Below are 25,813 nucleotides of genomic sequence, written 5' to 3' on the forward strand. Positions count from 1 at the left end.
CCGCAGCTTCAGCGCAGAGAGTTCGAAACGCGGTCCTTCGGGGCCGCGTTTTTTATTGCCCAATATCTATTCATTCCAAAAACGCATATCGAACCGCAAAATCCTCATTTGATATGCATCTATGTCGGCTATAAGTAAGACAATCATTAGCATGCTATTTATATCAACATCATGGACCTCTCCCCACTTCAGGCCGCCTTCACCGCCGAGCTTGCCGCCGTCAACCGGAAGCTGAGGGCTCTGGTCGACGAGCGCGCACGCGACATGGGGCTGACGCTCTCGCGCGCCCGGCTGCTGATGGAGCTCGCCAAGGAGGACGGACCGATCCAGTCCGATCTCGCCGGCCTGCTCGACATCGAGCAGCCGACGCTGGTGCGGCTCCTCGATGGCCTCGAACGCAACGGCATGATCGAGCGCCGCGCCGTCGAAGGCGACCGCCGCGCCCGCCGCGTCTTCCTCACCGAGACCGCCCGCGCCCAGGCGCAGGACATCCTGAACTTCCTCGCCGCGCTGCGCGCCGGCATCCTGCAGGGCATCGCACCGGAGGAACTGGAAGCGGCGCTCGACGTGCTCCGCCGCACCTCGCGCAATATCGCCGCCGGGCGGAGCGCCGCCCCATGAGCGCGCCGGAAACCACGACCGCACCGCCCGCCCAGCCCTTCGGCCTCACCATGCCGCCGGCCCGCGCGCTCGCCTACATGCTGGCTTCGGTGACGCTGGCGATGACGCAGCAGATCGGCCAGAACATCGTCAACACCAACATCTACCAGATCCAGGGCGAGCTCGGCGCCACCCTAGCCGAGACCAACTGGCTGATCGCCGCCTACATGGCGCCGAACGTTTCGCTCTCGATCGCGCTGATCAAGATCCGGATGCAGTACGGGCTGCGCAATTTCGCCGAGATCAGCCTGGCCGGCTTCGTCTTCGCGACGCTGCTCAACCTGCTCTTCGTCCGCGATCTGCAATCGGCCGTGGTGGTCCGCTTCATGAGCGGCATGGCAGCAGCGCCAATGTCCTCCCTCGCCTTCTTCTACATGATCGAGCCGCTGCCGCCGCCGAAGAAGCTCACCGTCGGAATCTCGCTCGCGCTCACCAACACCACGCTCGGCATACCCGTGACGCGGCTGATCTCGCCCTGGCTGCTCGACATCGGCGGCTTCCATGGCCTGACCCTGTTCGAGATGGGGCTGGCCCTGCTCGCCTTCGGCTTCGTCTACGCGTTGCCGCTGACCTCGCCGCCGCGGGTGAAGTGCATCGGCCCGCTCGATCTCGTCAGCTACCTGTTCATCGCCATCGGCTTCGGCTCGATCGCCGTCGTGCTCAGCCTCGGCCGGATCTACTGGTGGTTCGAGGCGCCCTGGCTCGGCTGGCTCGTCGCCTGCGCCATCCTCTGCCTGATGCTGGCCGCGATCATCGAGCTGCATCGCGACAGCCCGCTCATCGACATCCGCTGGCTGACGAGCCCGACGACGCTGCACTTCGCCGGCGCGCTGCTGCTGCTGCGCGTGCTACTGGCGGAACAGACGGTCGGCGCCTCCAACTTCTTCCAGGCGCTCGGCATCCAGAACGAGCAGACCATGCCGCTCTATGCCGTCATCTTCTGCGCGGTCCTGGCCGGCGGGCTGACCTGCGCGCTGCTGCTGCGGCCCGGCCGCGAGAACTGGTTCTACGGCGTGGCTCTGGCCTGCGTCTCGCTGGGCGCCTGGCTCGACAGCGGCGCCACAAGCCTGACCCGGCCGCATGACATCCATTTGAGCCAGGCGCTCGTCGCCTACGGCTCGGGGCTCTACCTGCCGACTGCGATGGCGCAGGGCATGGGCAGCGCGATTGCGCGCGGCCCTGTCTATATCCTCAGCTTCATCACCGTCTTCCTGTTTACGCAGAGCATCGGCGGCCTGCTCGGCTCGGCCATCTTCGGCAGCTTCGTCACCCTGCGTACCAGCTTCCACTATCATGTGCTGACCGAGCATTTCGCGATGTCTGATCCGCTGGTCGCCCAGCGCATCGGCCAACTCGGCGGCAGCTACGGCCACGTCCTGACCGACACTGCGCTGGCCCGGGCCGAGGGCGTGACGCTTCTTGCCCAGCAGGCTACGCGAGAAGCCCTCGTTCTTGCCTATAACGATGCCTTTCTGCTGATCTCGCTGCTCGCCGGCATGGCCCTCGCCGGCCTCCTTCTCGATCTTGCCATCCTGCGCCTCAGGGCGCGCTCCGCCACCGCCCCTGCCCCCGCAGCCGGCTGATCACTGCACCGACCATGACCCGCCTCTTCCGCTCCCTTTCGACCTATGTTGCCCTGGCTATCGGCCTCGTCGGCCTCGCCGTGATCCTCTACGCTTGGCGGCTGCCGCCCTTCGCCAGCGCCATCGAGACCACCGAAAACGCCTATGTCCGCGGCCAGGTTACGGTCATCGCGCCGCAGCTCGCCGGCTATGTCGCCGAAGTGCCGGTGCAGGACTTCGCCACGGTCAAGCAGGGAGACCTGCTCCTGCGCATCGACGACCGCATCTATGCGCAGAAGCTGGAGCAGGCCCGTGCCAGCCTTGCCGCCCAGCGCGCGGCGCTCGCGAATTCGGATCAAGCCCGCGCTTCCGCCGAGGCCAGGCTGCGTGCCGCGGTGGCGAATGTCGCCAGCGCCGAGGCCGCGCTGCGCACCGCCGAGGCGAACTGGGGCCGCATCGAGCCGCTGCGCGAACGCGGCGTCGTCAGCCAGACCAGCACCGACCAGAGCCAGCAAGCGCTCGACCAGGCCCGCGCCTCCCTCGCCGCCAGCAATGCCGCTGCCGAAGTGGCGCGGCAGGATATTCAGACCGCCATCGTCAACCGCCAGTCGCTGGTGGCGGCGGTCGAGGGTGCCGAGGCCACGGTCCATCTCGCGGAGATCGACCTCAGCAACACCCGCATCACAGCCCCGCAGGACGGGCGCCTCGGCGAGGTCTCGGCCCGGCTCGGTCAATACGTCTCGGCCGGCACGCAGCTCATGGTACTCGTTCCCGCCCAGACCTGGATCATCGCCAATTTCAAGGAAACCCAGCTTGCGGGCATGCGGATCGGCCAACCCGTGAGCTTTACCGTCGATGCCCTGCGCCATGCCACGCTGACCGGCAAGATCGAGCGCTTCTCGCCGGCGGCGGGCTCGGAGTTCAGCGTCATCCGGGCGGAAAACGCCACGGGCAACTTCATCAAGATCGCGCAGCGCGTGCCCGTCCGCATCGTCATCGATCCGGGCCAGCCCCTTGCGGACGAACTGGTGCCCGGTATGTCGGTGGTGGTCAGCGTCGACACCTCGCGGCGCTGATCCCGTGCGCTTCAGGCCAGCGTCGCCAGCCGCTCCAGCAGATGCCGCGCATCATCCGCGTTCTGGTAAAGGCCGAAGCCGAGGCGCAATCTGTCGCCGCGCAGGTCGACGGTGATCCCGGCCCGCGCCAGCCGCTCATGCCAGAGCGGCGCATCGGCATGGCGAAAGGTCAGGAAATTGCCGCGCGCCGGCTCGGACAGCGGCAGCATGAGATTCTCCGGCGCGAGCACGCCGCAAGGCCGGCGCACCAGCCCCTCCGCGACGATGGCTTGAAGGGCATGGGCGTGGGCGTGGATCGCCGCCGCGTCCAACCCTTGCGCGTCGAGCCAGTCGAACACCGCGCCCATGCGGTAGAGCCCGGAAGGATCGAAGGTCGCGCCCATGAAGCGCCAGCCCGTCTCGGCATAGCCGACGCCGCCCTGCGGCCCGGAGAGCGCGCCGAAGGAGGCATACCAGCCGGTGTCGCGCGGCCTCATGGCGAAGCCGGCCGGGCAGTGCATGAAGCAGGCGCCCTCCCCCGCCATGGCGTATTTGTAGCCGCCGGCGATGTAGAAGGCCTTGTCGGCGATGGCCGAGAGATCGGTCGGCCGCGCCAGGAAGCCATGATAGCCGTCGATGACGACCAGGCGCCCAGGCGCGGCGACGCCCGCGACCAGCCCGTTGAGATCGGTCAGCACATAGCCGGAATTGAACTGCACCTGGCTGACGAAGACCATGTCCGGATCGCCCGCCTTCGCCGCCGCGATCAGCCGCTCCGTCAGGCCGGCGAAGGGCTCGGCCGGTACGATTGTGAGCGCGATCAGCCCCTCCTCCGCCAGCCGTTCGATCTGCCGCCGGAAGGAATGGAATTCGGCATCATCGGTCAGGATGCGCGGCACGCGGTCCCGCGGCAGACAGGAAAGCAGCCGGTTGACGAATTCATGGGTGTTGTTGGCCGGCACGAGCCCGTCGATGCCGGGCAGGTTGAGATGCCCAGCCACGCCTTGCGCCAGTTTCGGCCAAACGGAGCCGAGAACCTCTTCCCATTTGCCGTCTGCGAGGCGGGCGGCATCGTCCCAATAGCGCAGATGCGCTTCGCGGGTGACGTTCGGCCAGAAATGGTGGCTATGGGCGGCGAAATGCAGCTCGTCCGGCCAGTTCTGCCGGAAGCGTGAGAATTCCGCGGCAAGATCGAAGGGTGGTGGGCCGAGCCGCGCAGGAGCATGGGTCGCCCGATCGATCGCCATCGTCACGTCCTGCCCGCCTTGCCGACACGGCGAAATACTTTAAGCTTAAAATATAGACCGCCTTCCCTTCGTCAAGGCGGGCAGCGAGGAGGTCGGAGCGATGGGCACCGGATCGGGCGATCATCAAAGCCGGATCGAGCCGGGCATGCAGGCCGACTTCAAGGAGCGGATGGATTATGCCTCCTATCTCGGCCTCGATCTCCTGTTGGCGGCCCAGAAGCCCCTGAGCGATGCTCCGGACGAACTGCTCTTCATCACCATCCACCAGGTCCAGGAACTCTGGCTGAAGCTCGCCGCGCACGAACTCGACGGCGCCATCGCGGCGATCCGGGACGATCAGTTGCAGCCCGCCTTCAAGTCGCTGGCGCGCGTCTCGCGCATCCAGGCCCAGCTTGTCACCGCCTGGGACGTGCTCTCGACAATGACCCCGGCCGACTACCTCGCCTTCCGAGACGCGCTCGGCCAGTCCTCAGGCTTCCAGTCCTATCAGTATCGCGCGCTGGAATTCCGCCTCGGCGCCAAGGACCCGCGCATGCTGGCGATGCACCGGCACCATGCCGAGCACCACGCCCACCTGCAGGCGCTGCTGGAAGCGCCGAGCCTCTACGACGAGGCGCTGCGCCTGCTCGCCCGGCGCGGCCTGCCGATCCCGGCCGATTGCATCGAGCGCGACTGGAGCGTGCCGCATGCGGCGAGCGAGATGGTGAAGGCCGCATGGCTGACGATATACCGGGACACGCAGCACCATTTCGATCTCTACGAACTTGCCGAAGAGCTGGTCGATCTTGAGGACCAGTTCCAGCAGTGGCGCTTCCGCCATATGAAGACGGTCGAGCGCATCATCGGCTTCAAGCCGGGCACCGGCGGCTCCAGCGGCGTGAAATTCCTGAAGACGGCGCTGGAGCGCTCCTTCTTCCCGGAGCTCTGGCAGTTGCGCAGCGAGCTGTGACGCACCGGCCGTCCTGCCCGCTCTCATGCCAGGCCAGACCTCTGCGTCACGGCGATGACGCTCCTGCGCGGCATCGATTGTCCACCTTCATTGGAACTGCTACATAGTGGCCATGTCGCCGTGTGAGCATCATTTGCAGCGCTTCAGCGCCGTGCAGGGAGAGGGCCATCTGCCGCCCCTGCCGACGACGCAGGATTTTGCCGCGCTGCATGACCATGCCCGCCTGCCGTGGCGCTTCTTCGGCCGCTTCACCGCCTCCATCGCCGCGGGCCTTACCAGCGCCTGAGACCGGCCGCTTCCGCGCGGCCGGCGACAGGCGACTGATTTGAGCGCGTCGGAGTGACCGGCGCGGCAATGCATCGATTTTCCAGATCACAATTCCCAAGATCGAGACCAAGCCATGACTGCGTCAACAGGCCTCCRCACCCTCTACGACAAGATCTTCGACGATCACGTCATCGACCGGCAGGACGACGGCACCTGCCTGCTCTACATCGACCGCCACCTCGTCCATGAAGTGACGAGCCCGCAGGCCTTCGAGGGGCTGCGCATGACCGGCCGCAAGGTCCGCTCGCCGGAGAAGACGCTCGCCGTCGTCGACCACAACATCCAGACGACCGACCGCTCCAAGGGCATCCAGGAAGAGGAAAGCCGCGTCCAGGTCGAGGCTCTCGCGAAGAACGCCAGGGACTTCGGCGTCGAGTACTTCAACGAACTCGACAAGCGCCAGGGCATCGTCCACATCGTCGGCCCCGAGCAGGGCTTCACCCTGCCGGGCACCACGATCGTCTGCGGCGACTCGCACACCTCGACGCACGGTGCTTTCGGGGCGCTCGCCCATGGTATCGGCACCTCCGAGGTCGAGCATGTGCTGGCCACGCAGACGCTGATCCAGAAGAAGGCGAAGAACATGCTCGTCCAGGTGGACGGCACGCCTGCTCCCGGCGTCGGCGCCAAGGACATCACGCTCGCCATCATCGGCGAGATCGGCACCGCCGGCGGCACCGGCTCGGTGATCGAGTACGCCGGCGAGGCCATCCGCGGGCTCTCGATGGAAGGCCGCATGACGGTCTGCAACATGTCGATCGAGGGTGGCGCCCGCGCCGGCATGGTCGCGCCCGACCAGAAGGCCTTCGACTACCTCAAGGGTCGCCCCAAGGCGCCGAAGGGCGAGGCCTGGGAAGCCGCCATCCGTTACTGGGAGACGCTGCGCACCGACGAGGGCGCGCATTTCGACCGCATCGTGAAGCTCGACGCGGCCAACCTGCCGCCGATCGTCTCCTGGGGCACGAGCCCGGAGGACGTCATTTCGGTGCTCGGAGCGGTCCCCGATCCGGAGCTGATCGCGGACGAGGTCAAGCGCACCTCGAAGAAGCGTGCGCTGGAATATATGGGCCTCTCGGCCGGCACGAAGATGACCGAGATCCCGCTCGACGTGATCTGGATCGGCTCCTGCACCAATGGCCGCATCGAGGATCTGCGCACGGTCGCGAAGATCGTCGAGGGCAAGAAGATCCATGACAGCCTGGACTACGCCATGATCGTGCCGGGCTCCGGCCTGGTGAAGCAGCAGGCGGAGCTGGAAGGCCTCGACAAGATCTTCCTCGCCGCCGGCTTCGAATGGCGCGAGCCGGGCTGCTCGATGTGCCTCGGCATGAACCCGGACCAGCTCAAGCCGGGTCAGCGCGCCGCCTCGACCTCGAACCGCAACTTCGAGGGCCGCCAGGGCTATCGCGGCCGCACGCATCTCGTCTCGCCGGCGATGGCGGCGGCAGCGGCGCTCACCGGCCACTTCGTCGACGTGCGCACTCTGGGCTGAGACGGACAAGCGGGGAACGCATCATGTCGAACGATCCCCGCGAAACCGCACGCGACGCCGAGGCCAAGGCCGCGCTCGAGCGCGTCAAGCGCGACAGCGAAAGCCTGCTCGGCTCCTCGATGGGCCGGGCGGCACAGCACTTCTCGGGCGCGGACGCGCCCGAAGGCGACAGGATCGAGCTCTGGGGCCGGCGCATCGGCCGCTCACTCTCGCTGCTTGGCGTCATCGTGTTGGCCTGGTGGCTCGGCCACCAATTGAAGATCTGGTGATGGGCAAGGCTGTGGACGCCAGGGTCACGACAACAGCGGAGATCGACTGGGACGGCGTTAAGGCGCCGTCGCAGGCAGCGTTCGAGGTGCTGGCGCAGGCCGCCTTCGACCGCCTGCCGGAGGAATTCCGCGCGCTCTGCTCGGATGTGATCTTCAACGTAACAGAATTCCCTGAGGACGACGTGCTGAAGGAGCTGGAGGCGGAGAGCCCATTCGACCTGCTCGGCCTCTTCAGCGGCGTCGGCCTGCCTCAGCAGGGCTATTCGCCGCAGACCGGCCAGATGCCCAACACCATCCACCTCTATCGCAGGCCGATCCTCGACTACTGGGCGGAGAATGACGAGAGCCTCGGCGCCATCGTCACCCACGTCATGGTCCATGAGATCGGCCACCATTTCGGCTTCTCCGACGAGGACATGGAAGCCATCGAACAGGCGGCCGGCTGAGCCGGCCTTACGCAAGGACAAGAACCATGCAGCCCTTCACCACGCTGACCTCGACACCCGCCCCGATGAAGGTGGTCAATGTCGACACCGACATGATCATCCCGAAGCAGTATCTGAAGACGATCAAGCGCACCGGCCTCGGCACCGCGCTGTTCTCGGAGATGCGCTACAAGGAGGACGGTTCGGAGAATCCCGATTTCGTGCTGAACCAGCCGGCCTATCGCAAGGCGGAGATCCTCGTCGCCGGCGACAATTTCGGCTGCGGCTCCTCGCGCGAGCACGCCCCCTGGGCGCTGCTCGACTTCGGCATCCGCTGCGTGATCTCCACGAGCTTCGCCGACATCTTCTACAATAACTGCTTCAAGAACGGCATCCTGCCGATCATGGTCACACCCGAGCAGCTCGACATGCTGTTCGACGACGCCGAGCGCGGCTCCAACGCGACGCTGACCATCGACCTCGAGAAGCAGACGATCAAGGGGCCGGACGGCGGCGAGATCACCTTTGAGATCGACCCCTTCCGCAAGCACTGCCTGCTCAACGGCCTCGACGACATCGGCCTGACCATGGAGAAGGCCTCGAAGATCGAAGCCTTCGAGGACAAGCTGAAGCAACGCGCCTGGGCGTGATTGCTTCTCCCCTCAGAGGAGAAGGTGTCTGCGAAGCAGACGGATGAGGGAAGGGTCGCGCAAGCGGCCCTTTCTTGTTTTCGGTCGAGGCTCCACCTCATCCGTCTCGGCTTCGCCGAGCCACCTTCTCCCTCGAGGGGAGAAGGAAGGAGCCTAAACCACCAATCCCTGCATAGGCCTGAGATCCCCCGTACCGGGAAACACCTTCTCGGCCAGAACCGGCCCGGACAGCCCGAAGAGGTCCGCAACCACGCCCTTCGCGATCGAGCGGATATCGGTCGTCGGCGTGAGGTCGCGGTTCTGGTAGAGCTGCTCCGACTTGAGCCCCGGCCAGTCCGCGATCATCCGGCCACCCTTCACCGCGCCGCCGACGAGGAAAGCGACAGTGCCGGTGCCGTGGTCGGTTCCGACCGTCCCGTTGACGGCGGCCGTGCGGCCGAACTCGGTCGCGACCATCACCACCGTATCCTTCCAGACCGGCGCAAGCCCGCGCTCCAGCGCCGCGAAGGCCCCGTCCAGGCTGCCAAGCAGATTGGCCAGCCGCCCTTTGGCGCCGCCTTCATTGGCATGGGTGTCCCATCCCTCGAAGGCCAGCGCCGCGATGCGCGGCCCGTCATCGGCGCCAACGAGCCCGGCGACACCTTCAGCGATCCGGCGCATGCCGTCGGCCGTATCAGGCCCGCCGCCGCCCTTCGGCTCAGCCATGCCGCTGCGCCGCGCCACCCCCTCCGTCTCGATCGCCTGCTGCAACGCCGCGGCGAGGCCTGCATCGCGCTGGCCGTAGAGATCGGCGAGCCGCATCGTCAGATCGACGCCCGCTCGCGCCATGCGCGGCGGCGCCCAGCCCAGCACCGGCGCCTGCCCCCGCACCACCAGCGGCGGCACGACGCCAACGCCGAGGACGCCCTCGCGCGAAATGCCCTCCCCGGCCGGCAGGCTCGCGATCAGCCGGTTGAGCCAGCCGTTCTCAGTGCGGCCCGGCCCCGGCTGCCCGCTCTCCAGCACATCCTGACCGTCGAAATGCGAGCGCTCGCGATAGCCCGTAGCGGCGGCGTGGACGATCGCCGCCCGGCCCTCACGATAGAGCCGGGCGAGATTCGGCATCGCCGGGTGCAGGTAGAAGAAGCCGTCGAGCGGCAGCGCCGCCTCGGGGCCGTCCTTGGCCAGCGCGATGCCCTCGCGCAGGCCGGCATAGTCGGGATCGCCGATCGGGGGCACGGCCGAAAGCCCATCGAGCGCTCCGCGCAGCACCACCAGCAGGAAGCGCGGGTCGCGGCTGCCCGGCGCCGCATAGGCGAATTTCGGCACGAAGGACCAGCCAAAGAGTGCACCCGCCGCGCCGAGCACGGCGCGCCGCGACGGCGTCGTCCGTTCGCAATCATCGTCATCGTCGTGGTGATCCATCGGCCTCACCTCCGCTGGAATTCGGGCGACATCAGCAACAGCGCCAGCGCCTGCGGGCGGCTCTCCGCCCGCGCCACCGCCTGCTTCGTCTCAGGCGAGAGGATCGGACCGAGAACGTCCTCGCTCAGCCCCGGCGGGTCCTGAACCGCATTCGCCGCCTGCCGGCCCCAGCCGGCGGCGACGTCGATGCGCGTCTTGATGCCTTCGGCCGAGGCCCAGGCGGCATTGGTGTCGGCATAGCCGTTCGGCCCGGGGGGCTGCCAGAAGGGCTGCCCCATCGCCGCCAGCGGCCCGACGATCTGGCCGAAATCAGGCTGACGCCCGAGCGCCCGATAGGATGCGAGGAGGAATTCCTGCGGCGAGCGGATCTTGCTTGCAGGCGCTGTCCACGCCTCATTGCTGCCGATCAGCGCTCGATAGACGGAGGGCAGGTCGCCGCCGCTCTGGCGGAAGGTCGCGGCCAAGAGTTCGACGAGCTTGGGCGGCGGCGCGTCCGCCACGAAATGCCTTGCGAGCTTGGTCGCGATGAATTGCGCGGTGGCCGGGTGGCGGGCGAGGTCGGTCAGCGCGGCGACACCCTGCGCCCGGCCAGGCTGATCGTAGGAGCGGCCGAGCAGCGGCGTCACGCCCGGCTCATGCAGGCCGGGATTGAAGGCGAAGGAGCCGGGAAAGCCGAGCACGCCTTCGCGCCCCACAACGGTCCAGCCGGTGATGATGCGGGCGAGACTGGTGACGTCAACCTGGCTGTAGCCGCCGGCAACGCCGAGCGTGTGAAGCTCCATGATCTCGCGGGCGAGGTTCTCGTTCAGCCCGCGTCGCTGGCGCCGCCCGGCCGGCGAGTTGGGGCCGACGGACTGGCGGTTGTCGAGAAAGTCGAGCATTGCCGGATGGCTCTCGGCCGCGATCAGCATCTCCTCGAAGCGGCCGAAAATGTGCGGGCGGATGGTCTCGCGCTCATAGGTTCCCGCCATGATCCGGGACATGTTGCTCTTGATCGCACTGACGCAGAAATGGTTCGACCAGAACATCACCAGCCGCTCGGTGAAACCGGTCTCGATCGCGAGCGCCAGATCGACGCGCGCCTTCACCTCGTCGCGATAAGTCTTGTAGGGCAGCGCCGGCTGGTTCGGCGCCTTCGTTGGCTGAGCCATCTGGTTCTGCGATGCCGCGGGCGGCGTTTCAGCTTGCGCCGCGCTGGCGACCTGCATGCCCTGAGCGGGCTGCTGCATGGCCATGCGCTTGGCCTCGCGCTCCCGCTTCTCATCATCCTCGAAAGCGTAAAGCGCCTTGCCGATCTCGGCCGCGCCTGACAGCAGCGCGCCCTGGGGTTGCGCGACGATCCCGGTCGCGATCTCGGCCAGCAGCCGATCCCGCGCATCACGGCGCACTGCCTCGCCCTGCCCCGGCTTCGGCCCGAGGCCGAAACGCTGGAGGGCGATGGCGCCCGCCTTCAGATCGTCCGGTCCCGCCATGCCGCCGGCCTCCGCTGACCATCCCCACCAGCATCCGCAGCGACTATGGCAAAAAAGCAAAGGGATTCATGACAATTCGGCAATCTTCGACCGTGAGACTTGGCTCGTGGAGTATCGAGACCGCCGGCTCCCGGCCCTTTCCAGGCACCGACCCCGCCCGCTCTCGATCAGGCTGCCGCCATTCGAAAACTGGAAGAATTGACGAAACAAACAGCACCTGATCCAACTCGGCCAAGCCGTCGGATTGCCTCGGGAAACAGGACGCCTTCTCCTTGACAGCAAGCAACCGCATCGTCCTCTCCAGCGACCATGCTGCCATTCAACTCCGACGGGCCATTGCAGCTCATATCGCGACGCAGGGCTGGGATGTGGTCGACATCGGACCGACGACGCCGGAGAGCACACACTATCCCAAGCGCGGCGAAGCGGCGGCGCGGCTCGTCGCTTCCGGCGATTGCCGCCTCGGAATTATCCTCTGCGGCACCGGCCAGGGCATCATGATGGCAGCGAACAAGGTCAAGGGCGTCCGTTGCGGCGTCTGCGCCGACACATTCTCAGCCCGCATGATCCGCCAGCACAACGATGCAAACATGCTGTCGATTGGCGCACGCGTGGTTGGCGAAGGGCTGGCGTTCGATATCGTCGATGCATTCCTGACCGCCCAGTTCGAGGGCGGCCGGCACGCGACGCGGGTGGAGATGATCGCGGCGCTGGAGGGGTAGCGCGATTCTCTGGCAGGGGACCGAGGTCCGGTTGCCCCCTAACCGGAGGCTCGCTCTACATCACCACCGTGATCGTCTCGGCCGCGCGCGTCAGGCCCGTATAGAGCCAGCGCGCCCGGTGCTCGCGGAAGGCGAAGCTCTCGTCGAAGAGCACGACATCGTCCCATTGCGAGCCCTGCGATTTATGCACCGTGAGCGCGTAGCCGAAGGTGAACTCGTCGGTGTGCTTGCGCAGCTCCCACGGCACCTCCTCCTCGGTGCCGTCGAAGAAATTCGGTAGCACCGAGACCTTCACCGCCTTGGCGCCGGTGTCGTCCTCCGGCGTGACGCGCATGGTGACCAGCCCCTTCTTCGAGGTCTTGATCTCCTGCACGATCCAGGAGCCGCCATTGAGCAGTCCCTTGCTCTTGTCGTTGCGCAGGCAGACCAGCTTCTCGCCGGCGACGGGGCTGTTGTCCGTGCGGCCCATGAGCTGGCGGATGCGGGCATTGTAATTACGCCGCGTCTTGTTCATCCCGACCAGCACCTGGTCCGCCGTCATGACGATCTCGGGATTGACCTCGTCGCGCCGGATCACCCGGCTGGGGCCGTATTCGCCATAGTCGAGCCGGCCGCCCTCGCGCACGATCATCGACATCCGCACGATCGGGTTGTCCGCCGCCTGCCGATGCACCTCGGTCAGCATCACGTCGGGTTCCTGCTCGGTGAAGAAGCCGCCACCCTTCACCGGCGGCAACTGCGCCGGATCGCCCAGCACCAGAACCGGCGTGCCGAAGGAGAGCAGATCGCGCCCCAATTCCTCGTCGACCATCGAGCATTCGTCGATAATGATGAGTTTGGCCTTGGTGGCGGCGCTCTCGCGGTTGAGCACGAAGGTCGGGCTCTCCTCCTCGACCCCGCGCGAGCGATAGATCAGCGAGTGGATGGTCTGCGCGCCATGGCAACCCTTGTTGCGCAGCACGAGCGCGGCCTTGCCGGTATAGGCGGCGAAGACGACGTCGCCATCGACCGCCTCGGCGATATGGCGCGCGAGCGTCGTCTTGCCGGTGCCGGCATAGCCGAACATGCGGAAGAGCTGCGGCTCGCCGGCCTGCAGCCAGCGCGCCACGGCGGTCAAAGCCGCATCCTGCTGGGGCGACCAGCTCATCGCGAAGGAAGCGTCGAAAAGGGCATGGCCCAGATGGGGCAGAGTCGCGCGCCAAAGGCAAGCGCGACGATGCGGGAACCGCTTCAGGCCGCGCGCAGGCGCCGGACGAAGGCGCCAGCCTCCGCCTGCAGCGCATTGATCCGGCGGTCGAGCTCGCCGGCGCTGTGCGCGCCCATATCGGCCTGCCCGACGGTCTGCAGATTGGCCGCGGCGATCTCGGACATCGCAATGGCGGCTGTCGCAGTCACGTCGGAGATCCGCCCGACCGTCTCGCCGAGCGAGCCGAGAAGCTCGACATGCGATCCCACCATCGTCGCGATCTCGGTGCCGGTCTGTTCGACCGCCGCGACGCTCGCTCCAATGGTCGAGACGGCTTGCGCCGCGTGGGACAGCGCTTCGTCGGCTTGCGCGATGCGATGGACAATCCGCGCGGCAGCCTCCGACGCCTGGTTCGCCAGCGTCTTCACCTCGGCGGCGACGACGGCGAAGCCGCGGCCATGCGACCCCGCCCGCGCGGCCTCGATCGTGGCGTTGAGGGCGAGCAGATTGGTCTGACGCGCGACCGCCTCGATAATGCCGACGACATCGCGGATCTGCGCCGCGTTCTCCGTCAGCCGCGAGACCAGCGCATGCGTTCCGACGGCTTCACGGGTCGCGGCCGTCGCCATCTCCGAGACGCGCCTGACCTCGGCATTGATCTGCCCGATGACGTGCTCCATCCGCAGCGCAGCCTCGGTGGAACGAATCGCCTCGACGCCGGCGCCATCGACCGAGGCGGCAGCCGTCTCCGTGCTCTTCGAGACCTGATGGACGCGCACAGCCGAGTCCTGCAGCGCCATGCGCAGCACTTCGCTCTCCCGCCCGATCTCGCCGAGCAGCATGCCGAGCCGCATCTCGAAATCATCGGCGATCCGGGCAAGCTCCGCGCTGCGCATCTGCGCATGGCGTCGGGCGTCGCCGGCTTCCGCCTCTTGCGTGACCAGCGTTGCCCGCACCTCGCTGAACTGGCGCACCACGCGGGCGAGCTGGCCGATCTCGTCGGCCCTCTCGCGATAAGGCACCTCGATGACGCGGTCCGACGCCGCGGCCTCACCGATCGCGGCCATCAGCCGCCGCAGAGGGCGCGTCAGATGGCTGCGCAGCAGCAGGAGCGTGGCAAGCCCACCGCCGAGCGGCAGCAGGCAGGCAAACAGAATGGTCCAGAGGCGGACATCGCCAGCGCGCTCCCCAGCCTGGGCCGTCGCCGCGCTCGCCCGGCGCGCAAGCTGGTCGCGCAACGTCGATGTCGTCGTGATGATCTGGTCGACATTAATGCGTGCGTCCTCCGCCCCCGCTTCCAGGAGCGCCGCCTTCGCCGAAACCCGGTGGCCGATGTCGACAATGCCGCGCTGGAAGGCGATGAAGGTGCGGATCCGCGCATCCAGCGTCGGATTGGCTTCGCGCAAGGCGGCGGGCAAGGCGGACATCAGATGCGCGCGGGCCGCATCGACCAGTTCGATGGCGCCGTCGAGCCGCTCGAGCATGGCTTGGACCTGCTGCGTCGACATCTCGGGATCGACGCTGCTCAGCAGCGCCGTGGCAGCGACGCGGCTGGAGAGCAGGGAAGCGCTGCTGGCAAGGCCGATATCGGTGAAGGCCGCAGCATCGATACGCCGGGCCTCGTCGAAACCGCGCAAGGCGCTGACCAGGCCGAGCGCCCCGGCAAGGCTCAGCAACGCGAAGAACGCCATGATCTTCGCCGTCAATCCCAATCGCCTCATGGCCGTCACCACCTCGTAGCCAGGCTCCTTTCGCAGATGCGAACGAACGCAAGGTTAATGCGGATCGGCATACCGGAACAAAATCAATATTTTAGCCGATTACATAAAGCCGCCGGCCGCTCCGCTCCGAGCCGGTTCTCCCGCCATTGCTCGCGGCGAAGAGGCAGCCTAGCTTCGCGGCATGAGACCTCGCGCCACCCGGATTCTCCTACTCTGTCTTGGCCTTGTGCTGGCAGCCTATGCGGCCTTCGTCCTGTCGCCCTGGCCCTCGGCCCTGCTGACGCGGCTTGCCTTCGGCTACGGCGCCTCGAAGACCGATGCCGCCCTCGCCAAACATCTTCCGACCGACATTCGCGAGTTGCTCGACATCCGCTATGGCGCAGCGGAGGAGGCGCGCCTCGACGTCTATCTGCCCCAAGGTGAGGCCAAACCGGGGCGGCCGACCATCGTCTGGATCCATGGCGGCGCCTTCGTCGCCGGCGACCGCAAGGATGTCGCGCCCTATCTCAAGGTTCTGGCCGGGCGCGGATTTCCTGCCGTCGCGGTGGGTTACACCCGCGCACCGACCGCCCGCTATCCCGAGCCGGTTCGACAGGTGAACGAGGCGCTCGGCTTCCTGCAGCGCGAAGGCCAGAGCCTCGGCATCGATCCTACCCGGATCGTGCTCGCAGGCGACTCGGCCGGCGCCCATATCGCCGCCCAACTCGCCGCCGCGCTGAGCGGGGGGGACTATTCCGAATTGCTCGGCCTGAAACCGGCGGTGGACCCGGCAGCCTTGCGGGGCACCGTGCTGTTCTGCGGCGCCTTCGACCCGACTGCTTTCGAGCTGACCGGCCCCTTCGGCGGCTTCATCCGTTCCGTGCTCCTGGCCTATTTCGGCACGTCGAACCCATTCGACAGCGAACGCATCACCGAGGCGGCGGTGCCTCGCTATGTGACGGAAGCCTTTCCCCGCAGCTTCATCTCGGTCGGCAATGGCGACCCGCTGGCGCCGCAATCGGTGGTGATGGCACAGGCGCTGCGCGACCGCGGCGTCAAGGTCGAGACGCTGTTCTTCCCCCCGGAGACCGAGCCGAAGTTGCCGCACGAGTACCAGTTCGATCTCGATCGCCCTGAAGGAAGGCAGGCACTGGACCGGTTGACGGCTTTCCTGAACGACCTGAACAACTGACCTCCCGGATACGACAATCATGCACGTCTCAGTGAACGGGGTTCGCCTCTACGTCGATATCGAAGGAGCCGGGCTGGTCCCCGACGGGCCGCGGATGCGCGAGAAGCCGACACTCGTCCTGCTCCATGGCGGGCCGGGGTTCGACCACAGCATGTACAAGCCTGCCTTCTCGGCTTTGAGCGATATCGCCCAGATCGTCTATTACGATCACCGCGGCTGCGGGCGTAGCGAGAACGGTCCGACAGACCGCTGGACGCTCGACCAATGGGGTGACGATGTCAGGACCCTTTGCGACACGCTCGGTATCGAGAAGCCGATCGTGCTGGGAACGTCCTTCGGCGGCTTCGTCGCGCAAGCCTATGCGACGCGCCATCCCGACCATAGCGCGAAGCTGATCTTGGTCAGCACGGCCGCAAAGTTCGATTTTCAGCAGGTCTATGAGGCCTTCAAACGCATCGGAGGCGCCGAAGCGGAAAACGCGGCCCGGGGCTATTGGTCGGCCCCCTCCGATGCGACCCGGGCGGTCTACGGGAAGGTCTGCGTCCCGCTCTACGCGGCTCGCAACCAGGCGCATGACGGGTCATGGATCGCCCGCGCCATCATGCGCAACGAAACCGGCGTCCACTTCAACGGTCCCCGCAACGAGCACGGCCGCTTCGATTTCAGGGATGCACTTGCGCGCATTTCCTGTCCGGTCCTCGTCATGGCCGGAGACAAGGACCCGATTGCACCGATCGCGTTCAGCGAGCAGATCGCGGCAAGCCTCCCACCTGAACAAGTCCAGTTTCAGCGCTTCGCCGGTTGCGGACACGGTATCGTCGCCGATGATCGGGATGGCGCCTTGCAGGCGATCCGTGACTTCATCCTCGCATAGAGCGAAGCCCGCCCCGCCTAAAGCATGAGCCTGAGCAGCGGCCGCCCCGGCTTCTGGCGGGCGACCTCGACGAAGCCAGCGCGCAGGAGCATGGTTTCCGGCCCGACATAGAGCCCTTCCGCGCTGCGCTTGTCCTGATTCGCCATTGCAGCGGCTTCGATCAATCGCGCGCCGCTCGTCCGCGCGAAATCGATCGCTCCATCGAGCAGAGCCCCGGTGACGCCCTTGCCGCGAAAGCCTTTGCGCACGAAGAAGCAGGAAGCCGCCCAGTTCCGCTCGTCGTCCGCCGGCGCATCCGGCAGCGGCGTCGAGGCGCGCCGCGGATTGTTCCATTCGGGGATGTGGGCGCGGGGACCTACCTGCAGCCAGCCGACAGCCTTGCCCTCGGCATAGGCGAGCACGCCGGGCGGCGGCCCCTTCTTCACGCGGTCCTCGAACAATTGCCGCGCGCCCTCGCCTAGCAGCGGCATGCGCAGCCGCTGCGGCATCCGGAAATGGTTGCACCAGCAGCCATAGCAGGGTCCCTGCGGACCGAAGAGATCCTCCAGGTCGTTCCAGCGTTCCGGCGTCAATGGGCACACGAAAAAGCTGGCAGCCCCCATTACGAACCTCCCGTTTCGGCGATGATGTGAAGGGGCTGGACACCCGTCCGACATCGGCAGATCACTAGGCGCCACAGCCGGAGGCCCGCGCCATGTCGCTCGAAGTCTATGCCGCCTATCTCCTCGCCTGCATCGTCATCATCATCGTTCCCGGGCCCACGGTCACGCTGATCGTCGCCAACAGCCTGAAGCACGGTACCCGCGCCGGCCTCCTCAATGTGGCAGGAACGCAGGCTGGGCTTGCGGTCATGGTCGTCATCGCCGGCATCGGGCTGAGTTCGGTCATCGCCGCGCTCGGCCACTGGTTCGAGTGGCTGCGGCTGGCCGGCGCCGCCTATCTGATCTGGCTGGGCTGGAAGACGTTCCGCTCGGCCGGCACTGATCTCGATCGCGGCGCCCCGGCCAAGCCGCCGCGCGGCGGCTTCTTCCTGCAGGGCGCGCTCGTAGCTCTCAGCAATCCAAAAACATTGCTGTTCTTCGGCGCCTTCTTCCCGCAATTCCTCGATCCGTCGCGCGACCACGCCACCCAGATCGCGATCATGGGCGCGACGGCGCTGGCCTTCGCCGCGCTCAGCGACGGCACCTATGCGCTGCTATCCGGACGCGCCGGCCATCTGCTCTCGCAGCGGCGCGTCCGGCTTCTGTCCAAGCTCAGCGGCGGCTTTCTGATTGGCGGCGGTCTCTGGCTCGCCTCGACGCGGGCGAACTGAGCCGACGATGCCTCGGCCTCACCAGGCGATCTTCTCGCCTGTGTGGTCGCGGAAGCTGTTGGTCTCGGCCATGCCGGAGGCATCGATGGTTCGGATCAACCCGCGGGCACTCTCGGCCGGCGTGATGTCGGCGCCGCTGCCGCCCATATCGGTCTGAACCCAGCCGGGATGGAACAGCATCACGCTGACATTGCGCTCGCGCACGCTGTTGCCGAACACCACCATCGCCATGTTCACCGCCGACTTCGACGAGCGGTAGATCAGCGCGTTGCCGGGATTGGCGCCGATCGAGCCCATGCGGCTTGAAATCGTCGCGATCTTGCGACCCTGGCCCGCCTCGATGTTCGGCAGGAAGGCCTGCGCGACCCTGACGGGCGCATAGACATTGACTTCGAAGACCTCGCGCCAGGCGTCGAAATCGACGTCGAGCCCGGCCTGCCGGTCGCGCGGGCCGTAGAGGCCGGCATTGTTGAGCAGAACATCGATGGCGCGGCCGGCCAGCGCCTCCTTGGCGGCGGCTACGCTCGCGTCGGAGGTGACGTCGAGCTCGACCAGCGTCAGCGCGCCGGGATGCGCCGCCGCGAGTTCGCCGAGCGCTCCGCCCCAGGGACTGCGCGCGGCGGCGATGACATGGTCGCCACGGCGCAGCAGTTCGATCGTAAGCGCAAGCCCGATGCCGCGATTGGCACCGGTGATCATCCAGGTCTGGGGCATGAGCATTCTCCGTGACGGAGACTGGAGGTAGGGCTTGGCGGCGCCTATTTCCAGACGGATAGTCCGCCTCCGAACATTGGAAAAGGCCGTCGACATGACCGAGCAGCAGATCCGCTTCAACGACGGCGCCGCCTATGAAGAGATGATGGGCAAATGGAGCCGTCTCGCCGGGGACGTCTTCCTCGACTGGCTCGCCGCGCCCGTAGGCCTGCGCTGGGCCGATATCGGCTGCGGCAACGGCGCTTCGACGCAGTTGATCTTCGATCGCTGCGCGCCGGCCGCCCTGAGCGGCATCGACCCGTCGCCGGGGCAACTCGATTATGCCCGCAAACGCCCCGTCGCAAGCCTCGCGGAATTCACGCTGGGCGATGCCATGGAACTGCCCTATCCGGACCGGAGCTTCGACGCCGCAATCATGGCGCTGGTGATCTTCTTCGTGCCCGACCCCGGCAAGGGCGTGGCCGAGATGGTGCGCGTCACGCGGCCCGGCGGCCTGGTCGCCGCCTATGCCTGGGACATGCCGGGCGGCGGCTTTCCGCTCGACCCCGTCCTGATCGAACTCAAGGCGCTCGGGATGACGCGGCCACGCCCGCCGAGCGCGGACGTCTCGCGGATCGAGAGCATGGCCGAGCTCTGGACGCAGGCCGGGCTGCGCGATGTCGAGACGCGCGAGATCAGCGTACGCCGCCATTTCGCCGATTTCGATGCGTTCTGGCGCGCAAGCACGCTCGGCGCGACCATCGCCCCCGCCATCGCCGCCTTGCCCTCGCAGGCTGTGGCACAGCTCAAGGACAGGGTCCGCACGCGTATCACCATCGGGGACGATGGCCGCGCCTCCTATGTCGCGCGGGCCAACGCCGTGAAGGGGCGCGTGCCCATGCCGAGCTGAGGCACGGGACGTCTCAAGCTGCCGCGGCTTCAGCCCTTCGCCTTGCCATAGCCGCCCGCCGTCGGGGTGATCACCGTCACCGCCTCGCCGGCCTGGAGCAGGGTCTGGTCTGAAGGCTTCAGCTCCTCGACCACGCCTGAGAGCCTGCGCACCACGGTCTTGCCGAGTTGACCGGGTTCGCCCCCCTTCACCCCGAAGGGCCGGACCTTGCGGTGCGAAGCGAGGATGGCGCAGTCCATCGTCTTGAGGAAGCGGATGGTGCGGCTGGTGCCGTCGCCCGCCGACCATTCGCCCTTGCCGCCGGAGCCGAGGCGGATGTGGAAATCCTCCAACACGACCGGGAAGCGCGTCTCCAGGATTTCCGGATCGGTCAGGCGCGAATTGGTCATGTGGACATGCACGCCCGAGGTGCCGTTGAAGCCGGGACCGGCCGGCGAGCCCGAGCAGATCGTCTCGTAATACTGATATTGGTCGTTGCCGAAGGTGAGGTTGTTCATCGTGCCCTGCGAGGCCGACATCGCCTCCAGCGCGCCGAACAGCGTGTTCGTCACCGCTTGCGACACCTCGACATTGCCTGCGACCACCGCCGCCGGATAACGCGGCGCCAACATCGACCCCTCCGGCACGACGATCCTGATCGGCCTCAAGCAGCCGGCATTCATCGGGATGGCATCGTCGACCATGACGCGGAACACATAGAGCACGGCGGCGCGCGTCACCGGCGCCGGCGCGTTGAAATTGTCCGGTCGCTGCTCGGAGGTGCCGGTGAAATCGACCGTCGCCTCGCGCTTCTCGCGGTCGATGGTGATCTTCACCTTGATCGCGCAGCCCTGGTCCATCGGATAGGTGAACTCGGCATCATGCAGCTTGGTCAGAAGCCGCGCGACGCTCTCGGCCGCGTTGTCCTGGACATGGCCCATATAGGCCTGCACGACATCCAGCCCGAAGGAGCCGATCATCTTCTGCAGCTCCGCCAGGCCCTTCTCATTGGCGGCGATCTGCGCCTTCAGATCGTTGACGTTCTGCACGACGTTGCGGACCGGATAGCGCGCACCGGTGAGCAGCTTGACCAGCTCCTCCTCGCAGAAGCGGCCCTGGTCGACGATCTTGAAGTTGTCGATATAGACGCCTTCCTCCTCGATGTTGGTCGCCAGCGGCGACATCGAGCCCGGGGCCGTGCCGCCGACATCGGCATGGTGGCCGCGGCTCGCCACCCAGAACAGGATCTCCTTATCCTCGGCATCGAAGACCGGGGTGCAGACGGTGATGTCAGGCAGGTGCGTGCCGCCATTGTAGGGCGCGTTGAGGCAATAGACGTCGCCCGGCCGGATGACCGGGTTGTTCGCGATCACCGTCTCGACCGAGCGGTCCATCGAGCCGAGATGCACCGGCATGTGCGGCGCGTTGGCGACGAGCGCGCCGGTCTGGTCGAAGACCGCGCAGGAGAAGTCGAGCCGCTCCTTGATGTTCACCGAATAGGCGGTGTTCTGCAGCGTCACGCCCATCTGCTCGGCGATCGACATGAACAGGTTGTTGAAGATCTCGAGCATCACCGGGTCGGCCTTGGTGCCGATCGCCGCCTGCTGGATCAGCGCCTTGGTGCGGACGAGGACGAGATGGTCCTTGGCCGTCAGCTTCGCCGTCCAGCCGTCCTCGACGACGACGGTCTGGTTCGGCTCGATAATGATGGCGGGACCGGCGACGCTCTGGCCGGGCTTCATCGCCTCGCGGCGAACGATCGCCGCATCGTGCCATGCGCCCTTGGCGAAGAAGCGCGTGCGCTCGGCCACGGCCGGCTCGCCGGCCTGCTCGCCGGCCGCTGCTTCCTCGAACTTCGCGCCGCCGCCGACGGCCTCGACCTCGACAGCCTCGACGACCAGCGCCTTGGTCTCGTCCATGAAGCCGAAGCGCGCCTTATGCGCCGCCTGGAAGGCTTCCTGCATCGACGCACGCTGGCCGGCCGGGACCGCGATGGCGGTGTCGGTGCCGGCATAGCGGATATGGGCGCGGACATGGATGACGATGTCGCCTTCCGCCACGCCCTGCCCCGCGACTTCCGAGCGTGTCTCGGCCGCGAGCTTCTCGGCCACGGCGTCGATCGCGGCCTTCGCCCCTCCGTCGACCGGAACATCGAGCGCGGCGGTGCGCGTCGAGCGGATTTCGGCCAGCCCCATGCCATAGGCCGAAAGCAGCCCGGAGAACGGGTGCAGCAGCACGGTTTTGATGCCCAACGCATCCGCGACGAGGCAGGCATGCTGGCCGCCGGCACCGCCGAAGGAATTCAGCGCATAGCGGGTGATGTCGTAGCCGCGCTGCACTGAGATCTTCTTGATCGCCTCGGCCATATTGGCGACGGCGATCTGGATGAAGCCGTCAGCGACCTCCTCGGCCGAGCGGCCATCGCCAACCTCCTCTGCCAGCGCGGCGAACTTCGCCCGCACCACCTCGACATCGAGTGGCTGATCCTGCTGCGGGCCGAAGATCGTCGGGAAGTAGGAGGGGATCAGCTTGCCGACCATGACGTTCGCGTCGGTCACCGCGAGCGGCCCGCCGCGGCGATAGGCGGCTGGCCCCGGATTGGCCCCGGCCGAATCCGGCCCGACACGGAAGCGTGCCCCATCAAAGTGCAGGATCGAGCCGCCGCCGGCCGCCACCGTATGGATCAGCATCATCGGCGCACGCATGCGCACGCCGGCGACCTCCGTCTCGAAGGCGCGCTCGTATTCGCCATCGTAATGGGCAACGTCGGTCGAGGTGCCGCCCATGTCGAAGCCGATGACCTTGTCGAAGCCGGCCGAGCGGCCGGTCTCGGCGAGGCCCACGACGCCGCCCGCCGGACCGGACAGGATCGCATCCTTGCCCTGGAACAGCTCGGCGGCGGTGAGACCGCCCGAGGACATCATGAACATCAATCGCGCGCCGGTGCGGGCGACGCCGAGTTCCTCCGAGACCTGCTGCACGTAGCGGCCGAGGATTGGCGAGAGATAGGCGTCGACCACGGCGGTATCGCCACGCCCGACCAGCTTGATCAGCGGCGAGACTTCGTGGCTGACCGAAACCTGCGGAAAGCCGATCTCACGAGCAATGCGCGCCGCCGCCTGCTCATGCGCCGTATAGCGATAGCCATGCATGAAGACGATGGCGACGGCGCGGAAGCCGGCATTGTACTGCGCCTGCAGCGCCGTGCGGACCGCGGCCTCGTCGATCGCCTGCTCGACCGTGCCGTCGGCGAGCACGCGCTCCTCGACCTCCAGCACGTCGTCATAGAGCTGCTCGGGCTTGATGATCTGCTTGGCGAAGATGTCGGGCCGCGCCTGGTAGCCGATGCGCAGTGCGTCGCGGAACCCCTTGGTGGTGACGAGCAGCGTCCGATCGCCCTTGCGCTCGAGCAGCGCGTTGGTGGCGACGGTCGTGCCCATGCGCACCTCGCCGACGGCCCCGACCGGGATCGGCTCGCCTTTCTTCAGCCCGAGCAGGTCGCGGATGCCCTGCACGGCCGCATCGCGATAGGCGCCGGGGTTCTCCGAAAGCAGCTTCCTGGCATGGAGATTGCCAGCAGGATCGCGCCCGATCACGTCGGTGAAGGTGCCGCCGCGATCGATCCAGAAGTCCCAGTAAGCCGCCGACATAAGACGATCTCCCCTCCGCCAGGCCAGCAATGGATTACGCTGACGTTTTATCGATAAATCGTCGATGAGTTATTGACAAGGCGATTCCGACGGCTACGATCTCGATTGTGACTGGAACATGGCTGAGGGGCCAGGCCGGTACGAAAGCGGAGGATGTGACGATGCGAGCAACCCTGGCAACCGGGCGCGCACGCGCCATCGACCGGCGGGAGCGGCGCACGCCATGATCCGCCGCACGCTCGATGCGCTCTATCTTGCCGCCGGCTACCTCGCAGGGTTCTTTCTCGTCGGCATCTTCGTGCTGATGATGCTGCTGTCGGTCGGCCGCGAGATCAATCTCAACGTCCCCTCCGGCGACGACTTCACCGCCTGGTCCCTGGTCGCGATGGCCTTCCTTGGCCTTGCCCACACCTTCAGGAAGGGCGAGATGATCCGCGTCGGGCTGCTGCTCGAGCGCCTGCATGGCCGCGCGCGACGGATCGCGGAACTGGTCTCCCTGACGATCGCCGGGGCCTTCATCAGCTATTTCACCTGGCAGGCCGGAAAGCTCGCCTATGATTCCTGGCAGTTCTTCGACATGTCCACCGGCGTCGTTTCGGTGCCGCTCTGGATTCCGCAGAGCGGCATGGTCATCGGACTGGCGATCCTGCTGGTCGCGATCGCCGAGGAATGGATCACCGTGGCGCGCGGCGGCAAGCCGACCTACGAGCCCGAGCCGCCGCAGACGACGGAAGAGCTGATCGAGCGCGTCGCGCAAGGCGGGGGCGTCTGAGCCATGACCCTTCCAGTCCTCGCCATCGTCCTGCTCGGTTTCCTCGTCGTCATCCTCGCCAGCGGTGTCTGGATCGCCGTCGGCCTCGGCCTCGTCGGCCTGCTCGCCATGGTCCTCGTCACCGATGTCCCGATCGGACAGGTGCTGGCCACGACCGTCTGGAGCGCCTCGGCCTCCTGGACGCTGGCCGCGCTGCCGCTCTTCATCTGGATGGGCGAAATCCTGTTCCGGACGCGGCTGTCGGCGCAGATGTTCCAAGGCCTCGCCCCGTGGCTGCAATGGCTGCCGGGTCGGCTCGTGCATACCAATATCGTCGGCTGCGGCATCTTCGCCGCCGTCTCCGGTTCCTCGGCGGCGACCTGCGCGACGATCGGCAAGATCGCCCTGCCGGAGCTCAAGAAGCGCGGCTATGACGAAGGCATCAGCATCGGCACGCTCGCCGGCTCCGGCACCCTCGGACTGCTGATCCCGCCGTCGATCCCGATGGTCGTCTACGCGGTCACGGCAAATGTCTCCGTGCTGCAGGTCTTCCTCGGCGGCTTCCTGCCCGGCCTGCTCGTGATGGCGCTCTATATGGGCTACGTCATCATCTGGTCCTGGCTGAACCCGAAGAAGGTGCCGCCGCGCGATCCGCCGATGGCGTTCATGGCCAAGGTCCGCCAGTCCGCCAAGCTCGCGCCCTGTCTGCTGCTCATCGCGGCCGTCTTCCTCTCACTCGTGCTCGGCTTCGCCACCGCGACCGAGTGCGCCGCCTGGGGTGTGACCGGCGCGCTGTTCCTGGCTTGGTGGAGCGGCACGCTGACCTGGGGAACCTTCGTCGAAAGCGTGATGAGCGCGACGCGCCTGACCTGCATGATCATGCTGATCCTGGCCGGCGCGGCCTTCTGCACGGCGGCGATGGCCTATACCGGCATCCCGGCGGCGCTGGCGGACTGGGTCAAGGGCCAGTCGCTCTCCCCGCATATGCTCGTGCTGGCGCTGACCTGCATGTACATCATCCTGGGTTGCCTGATCGACGGCATCTCGATGATCGTGCTGACGGCGGTGATCGTGCTGCCGATGGTGAAGGAGGCCGGCTTCGATCTCGTCTGGTTCGGCGTCTACCTCGTCATCCATGTCGAGATGGCGCAGATCACCCCGCCGGTCGGCTTCAACCTGTTCGTGCTGCAGAACATGAGCGGCAAGGACACGATGACGATTGCGAAGGCGGCCTTTCCGTTCTTCCTTCTGCTGAACGTCGCCGTCATCATCATCACCACCTTCCCCGACATCGTGCTCTACCTGCCGAACCTGGCCTTCCCGGATCGGTGA

At 66.8% G+C, this 25,813-nt stretch carries 24 protein-coding genes; 16 read left to right on the forward strand and 8 right to left on the reverse strand.

From position 1 onward, the window contains the following. The first annotated feature begins 171 nt into the window (after positions 1-171). From AC1DDA_RS13140 to AC1DDA_RS13150, 3 genes are read left to right on the forward strand one after another with little or no spacing between them, the layout of a single operon-like run. Entirely contained in the window at positions 172-621 is a 450-nt protein-coding gene (locus AC1DDA_RS13140) for a MarR family winged helix-turn-helix transcriptional regulator (protein ID WP_441512052.1), read from the forward strand. Beyond that, positions 618-2,243, forward strand: coding sequence for an efflux MFS transporter permease (locus AC1DDA_RS13145; RefSeq protein ID WP_476796062.1), 1,626 nt, complete (start codon positions 618-620; stop codon positions 2,241-2,243). Before AC1DDA_RS13140 ends, AC1DDA_RS13145 begins: the two co-directional genes overlap by 4 nt. 14 nt (positions 2,244-2,257) lie before the next feature. Then, positions 2,258-3,298 (forward strand): HlyD family secretion protein, encoded by a 1,041-nt coding sequence (locus tag AC1DDA_RS13150; protein WP_476796063.1) that lies wholly within the window; start codon positions 2,258-2,260, stop codon positions 3,296-3,298. Positions 3,299-3,309: 11 nt separating this feature from the next. Here the strand turns inward: AC1DDA_RS13150 and AC1DDA_RS13155 are convergent, their stop codons facing one another. After that, positions 3,310-4,524, reverse strand: a complete 1,215-nt coding sequence (locus AC1DDA_RS13155; protein ID WP_476796064.1) for an aminotransferase class V-fold PLP-dependent enzyme — start codon at positions 4,522-4,524, stop codon at positions 3,310-3,312. A gap of 100 nt (positions 4,525-4,624) precedes the next feature. On the opposite strand from AC1DDA_RS13155, the gene kynA reads away from it, so the two are divergent. The 6 genes from kynA (at position 4,625) to leuD (ending at position 8,636) form a co-directional block, all read left to right on the forward strand. After that, a complete protein-coding gene (gene kynA / locus AC1DDA_RS13160) occupies positions 4,625-5,473 on the forward strand; it encodes a tryptophan 2,3-dioxygenase (protein ID WP_476796065.1) in 849 nt (282 codons plus the stop codon). A 133-nt stretch (positions 5,474-5,606) separates the two neighbouring features. Next, positions 5,607-5,759 carry a hypothetical protein gene (locus AC1DDA_RS13165; protein WP_476796066.1) on the forward strand — a complete coding sequence of 51 codons (153 nt, stop codon included), beginning with the start codon at positions 5,607-5,609 and terminating at the stop codon, positions 5,757-5,759. Positions 5,760-5,873: 114 nt separating this feature from the next. Further along, positions 5,874-7,292, forward strand: coding sequence for a 3-isopropylmalate dehydratase large subunit (gene leuC / locus AC1DDA_RS13170; protein WP_476796067.1), 1,419 nt, complete (start codon positions 5,874-5,876; stop codon positions 7,290-7,292). 23 nt (positions 7,293-7,315) lie between these two features. Further along, complete coding sequence (locus AC1DDA_RS13175; protein WP_476796068.1) at positions 7,316-7,561, forward strand: hypothetical protein; 246 nt, start codon at positions 7,316-7,318, stop codon at positions 7,559-7,561. Beyond that, positions 7,561-8,007 (forward strand): metallopeptidase family protein, encoded by a 447-nt coding sequence (locus AC1DDA_RS13180; protein ID WP_441512045.1) that lies wholly within the window; start codon positions 7,561-7,563, stop codon positions 8,005-8,007. The genes AC1DDA_RS13175 and AC1DDA_RS13180 overlap by 1 nt, the downstream gene beginning before the upstream one ends. A 26-nt stretch (positions 8,008-8,033) precedes the next feature. Continuing rightward, positions 8,034-8,636 carry a 3-isopropylmalate dehydratase small subunit gene (leuD, locus tag AC1DDA_RS13185; protein ID WP_476796069.1) on the forward strand — a complete coding sequence of 201 codons (603 nt, stop codon included), beginning with the start codon at positions 8,034-8,036 and terminating at the stop codon, positions 8,634-8,636. 153 nt (positions 8,637-8,789) lie between these two features. Here leuD and AC1DDA_RS13190 read toward each other — a convergent pair whose 3' ends face one another. After that, complete coding sequence (locus AC1DDA_RS13190; RefSeq protein WP_476796070.1) at positions 8,790-10,040, reverse strand: DUF1501 domain-containing protein; 1,251 nt, start codon at positions 10,038-10,040, stop codon at positions 8,790-8,792. A gap of 5 nt (positions 10,041-10,045) precedes the next feature. Beyond that, positions 10,046-11,512 (reverse strand): DUF1800 domain-containing protein, encoded by a 1,467-nt coding sequence (locus AC1DDA_RS13195; RefSeq protein ID WP_476796071.1) that lies wholly within the window; start codon positions 11,510-11,512, stop codon positions 10,046-10,048. Positions 11,513-11,784: 272 nt separating this feature from the next. Between AC1DDA_RS13195 and rpiB the strand changes: the two genes are divergently transcribed. Then, positions 11,785-12,234, forward strand: coding sequence for a ribose 5-phosphate isomerase B (gene rpiB / locus AC1DDA_RS13200; RefSeq protein WP_476796072.1), 450 nt, complete (start codon positions 11,785-11,787; stop codon positions 12,232-12,234). 55 nt (positions 12,235-12,289) lie between these two features. On the opposite strand, the gene AC1DDA_RS13205 is transcribed toward rpiB, so the two are convergent. Further along, positions 12,290-13,381 (reverse strand): ATP-dependent DNA helicase, encoded by a 1,092-nt coding sequence (locus tag AC1DDA_RS13205; RefSeq protein WP_476778902.1) that lies wholly within the window; start codon positions 13,379-13,381, stop codon positions 12,290-12,292. A gap of 83 nt (positions 13,382-13,464) precedes the next feature. Next, positions 13,465-15,126 (reverse strand): methyl-accepting chemotaxis protein, encoded by a 1,662-nt coding sequence (locus AC1DDA_RS13210; RefSeq protein WP_441512038.1) that lies wholly within the window; start codon positions 15,124-15,126, stop codon positions 13,465-13,467. Positions 15,127-15,322: 196 nt separating this feature from the next. Between AC1DDA_RS13210 and AC1DDA_RS13215 the strand changes: the two genes are divergently transcribed. Both AC1DDA_RS13215 and AC1DDA_RS13220 read left to right on the forward strand, forming a co-directional pair. After that, a complete protein-coding gene (locus AC1DDA_RS13215) occupies positions 15,323-16,312 on the forward strand; it encodes an alpha/beta hydrolase (RefSeq protein WP_476796073.1) in 990 nt (329 codons plus the stop codon). Positions 16,313-16,331: 19 nt separating this feature from the next. Then, a complete protein-coding gene (locus tag AC1DDA_RS13220) occupies positions 16,332-17,186 on the forward strand; it encodes an alpha/beta fold hydrolase (RefSeq protein WP_476796074.1) in 855 nt (284 codons plus the stop codon). 17 nt (positions 17,187-17,203) lie between these two features. Here the strand turns inward: AC1DDA_RS13220 and AC1DDA_RS13225 are convergent, their stop codons facing one another. Further along, positions 17,204-17,788 carry an N-acetyltransferase family protein gene (locus tag AC1DDA_RS13225; protein WP_476796075.1) on the reverse strand — a complete coding sequence of 195 codons (585 nt, stop codon included), beginning with the start codon at positions 17,786-17,788 and terminating at the stop codon, positions 17,204-17,206. A gap of 92 nt (positions 17,789-17,880) precedes the next feature. Between AC1DDA_RS13225 and AC1DDA_RS13230 the strand changes: the two genes are divergently transcribed. Continuing rightward, positions 17,881-18,498, forward strand: a complete 618-nt coding sequence (locus AC1DDA_RS13230) for a LysE family translocator (protein ID WP_476796076.1) — start codon at positions 17,881-17,883, stop codon at positions 18,496-18,498. An 18-nt stretch (positions 18,499-18,516) separates the two neighbouring features. Here AC1DDA_RS13230 and AC1DDA_RS13235 read toward each other — a convergent pair whose 3' ends face one another. Further along, positions 18,517-19,212 (reverse strand): SDR family oxidoreductase, encoded by a 696-nt coding sequence (locus tag AC1DDA_RS13235; RefSeq protein ID WP_441512033.1) that lies wholly within the window; start codon positions 19,210-19,212, stop codon positions 18,517-18,519. Positions 19,213-19,306: 94 nt separating this feature from the next. On the opposite strand from AC1DDA_RS13235, the gene AC1DDA_RS13240 reads away from it, so the two are divergent. After that, complete coding sequence (locus tag AC1DDA_RS13240; RefSeq protein WP_476796077.1) at positions 19,307-20,101, forward strand: class I SAM-dependent methyltransferase; 795 nt, start codon at positions 19,307-19,309, stop codon at positions 20,099-20,101. A gap of 29 nt (positions 20,102-20,130) precedes the next feature. On the opposite strand, the gene AC1DDA_RS13245 is transcribed toward AC1DDA_RS13240, so the two are convergent. Beyond that, positions 20,131-23,730, reverse strand: a complete 3,600-nt coding sequence (locus AC1DDA_RS13245; RefSeq protein ID WP_476796078.1) for a hydantoinase B/oxoprolinase family protein — start codon at positions 23,728-23,730, stop codon at positions 20,131-20,133. A gap of 223 nt (positions 23,731-23,953) precedes the next feature. Between AC1DDA_RS13245 and AC1DDA_RS13250 the strand changes: the two genes are divergently transcribed. Together AC1DDA_RS13250 and AC1DDA_RS13255 are read left to right on the forward strand one after the other, a co-directional pair. Then, positions 23,954-24,502, forward strand: a complete 549-nt coding sequence (locus AC1DDA_RS13250; protein WP_441512030.1) for a TRAP transporter small permease — start codon at positions 23,954-23,956, stop codon at positions 24,500-24,502. 3 nt (positions 24,503-24,505) lie between these two features. Further along, a complete protein-coding gene (locus AC1DDA_RS13255; RefSeq protein ID WP_441512029.1) occupies positions 24,506-25,813 on the forward strand; it encodes a TRAP transporter large permease in 1,308 nt (435 codons plus the stop codon).

The sequence above is a fragment of the Allobosea sp. 10N428 genome (assembly GCF_056394545.1).

Bases quoted from the DNA above. Each gene is read 5' to 3' on its own strand.
- kynA (WP_476796065.1), top strand. From the start codon at position 4,625: ATGGGCACCGGATCGGGCGATCATCAAAGCCGGATCGAGCCGGGCATG.
- AC1DDA_RS13230 (WP_476796076.1), top strand. From the start codon at position 17,881: ATGTCGCTCGAAGTCTATGCCGCCTATCTCCTCGCCTGCATCGTCATC.
- AC1DDA_RS13215 (WP_476796073.1), top strand. From the start codon at position 15,323: ATGAGACCTCGCGCCACCCGGATTCTCCTACTCTGTCTTGGCCTTGTG.
- AC1DDA_RS13190 (WP_476796070.1), bottom strand. From the start codon at position 10,040: ATGGATCACCACGACGATGACGATGATTGCGAACGGACGACGCCGTCG.
- AC1DDA_RS13175 (WP_476796068.1), top strand. From the start codon at position 7,316: ATGTCGAACGATCCCCGCGAAACCGCACGCGACGCCGAGGCCAAGGCC.
- leuD (WP_476796069.1), top strand. From the start codon at position 8,034: ATGCAGCCCTTCACCACGCTGACCTCGACACCCGCCCCGATGAAGGTG.
- AC1DDA_RS13155 (WP_476796064.1), bottom strand. From the start codon at position 4,524: ATGGCGATCGATCGGGCGACCCATGCTCCTGCGCGGCTCGGCCCACCA.
- AC1DDA_RS13140 (WP_441512052.1), top strand. From the start codon at position 172: ATGGACCTCTCCCCACTTCAGGCCGCCTTCACCGCCGAGCTTGCCGCC.
- AC1DDA_RS13235 (WP_441512033.1), bottom strand. From the start codon at position 19,212: ATGCCCCAGACCTGGATGATCACCGGTGCCAATCGCGGCATCGGGCTT.
- AC1DDA_RS13220 (WP_476796074.1), top strand. From the start codon at position 16,332: ATGCACGTCTCAGTGAACGGGGTTCGCCTCTACGTCGATATCGAAGGA.
- AC1DDA_RS13250 (WP_441512030.1), top strand. From the start codon at position 23,954: ATGATCCGCCGCACGCTCGATGCGCTCTATCTTGCCGCCGGCTACCTC.
- AC1DDA_RS13180 (WP_441512045.1), top strand. From the start codon at position 7,561: ATGGGCAAGGCTGTGGACGCCAGGGTCACGACAACAGCGGAGATCGAC.
- AC1DDA_RS13150 (WP_476796063.1), top strand. From the start codon at position 2,258: ATGACCCGCCTCTTCCGCTCCCTTTCGACCTATGTTGCCCTGGCTATC.
- AC1DDA_RS13245 (WP_476796078.1), bottom strand. From the start codon at position 23,730: ATGTCGGCGGCTTACTGGGACTTCTGGATCGATCGCGGCGGCACCTTC.
- AC1DDA_RS13255 (WP_441512029.1), top strand. From the start codon at position 24,506: ATGACCCTTCCAGTCCTCGCCATCGTCCTGCTCGGTTTCCTCGTCGTC.
- AC1DDA_RS13195 (WP_476796071.1), bottom strand. From the start codon at position 11,512: ATGGCGGGACCGGACGATCTGAAGGCGGGCGCCATCGCCCTCCAGCGT.
- AC1DDA_RS13225 (WP_476796075.1), bottom strand. From the start codon at position 17,788: ATGGGGGCTGCCAGCTTTTTCGTGTGCCCATTGACGCCGGAACGCTGG.
- AC1DDA_RS13145 (WP_476796062.1), top strand. From the start codon at position 618: ATGAGCGCGCCGGAAACCACGACCGCACCGCCCGCCCAGCCCTTCGGC.
- AC1DDA_RS13205 (WP_476778902.1), bottom strand. From the start codon at position 13,381: ATGAGCTGGTCGCCCCAGCAGGATGCGGCTTTGACCGCCGTGGCGCGC.
- AC1DDA_RS13240 (WP_476796077.1), top strand. From the start codon at position 19,307: ATGACCGAGCAGCAGATCCGCTTCAACGACGGCGCCGCCTATGAAGAG.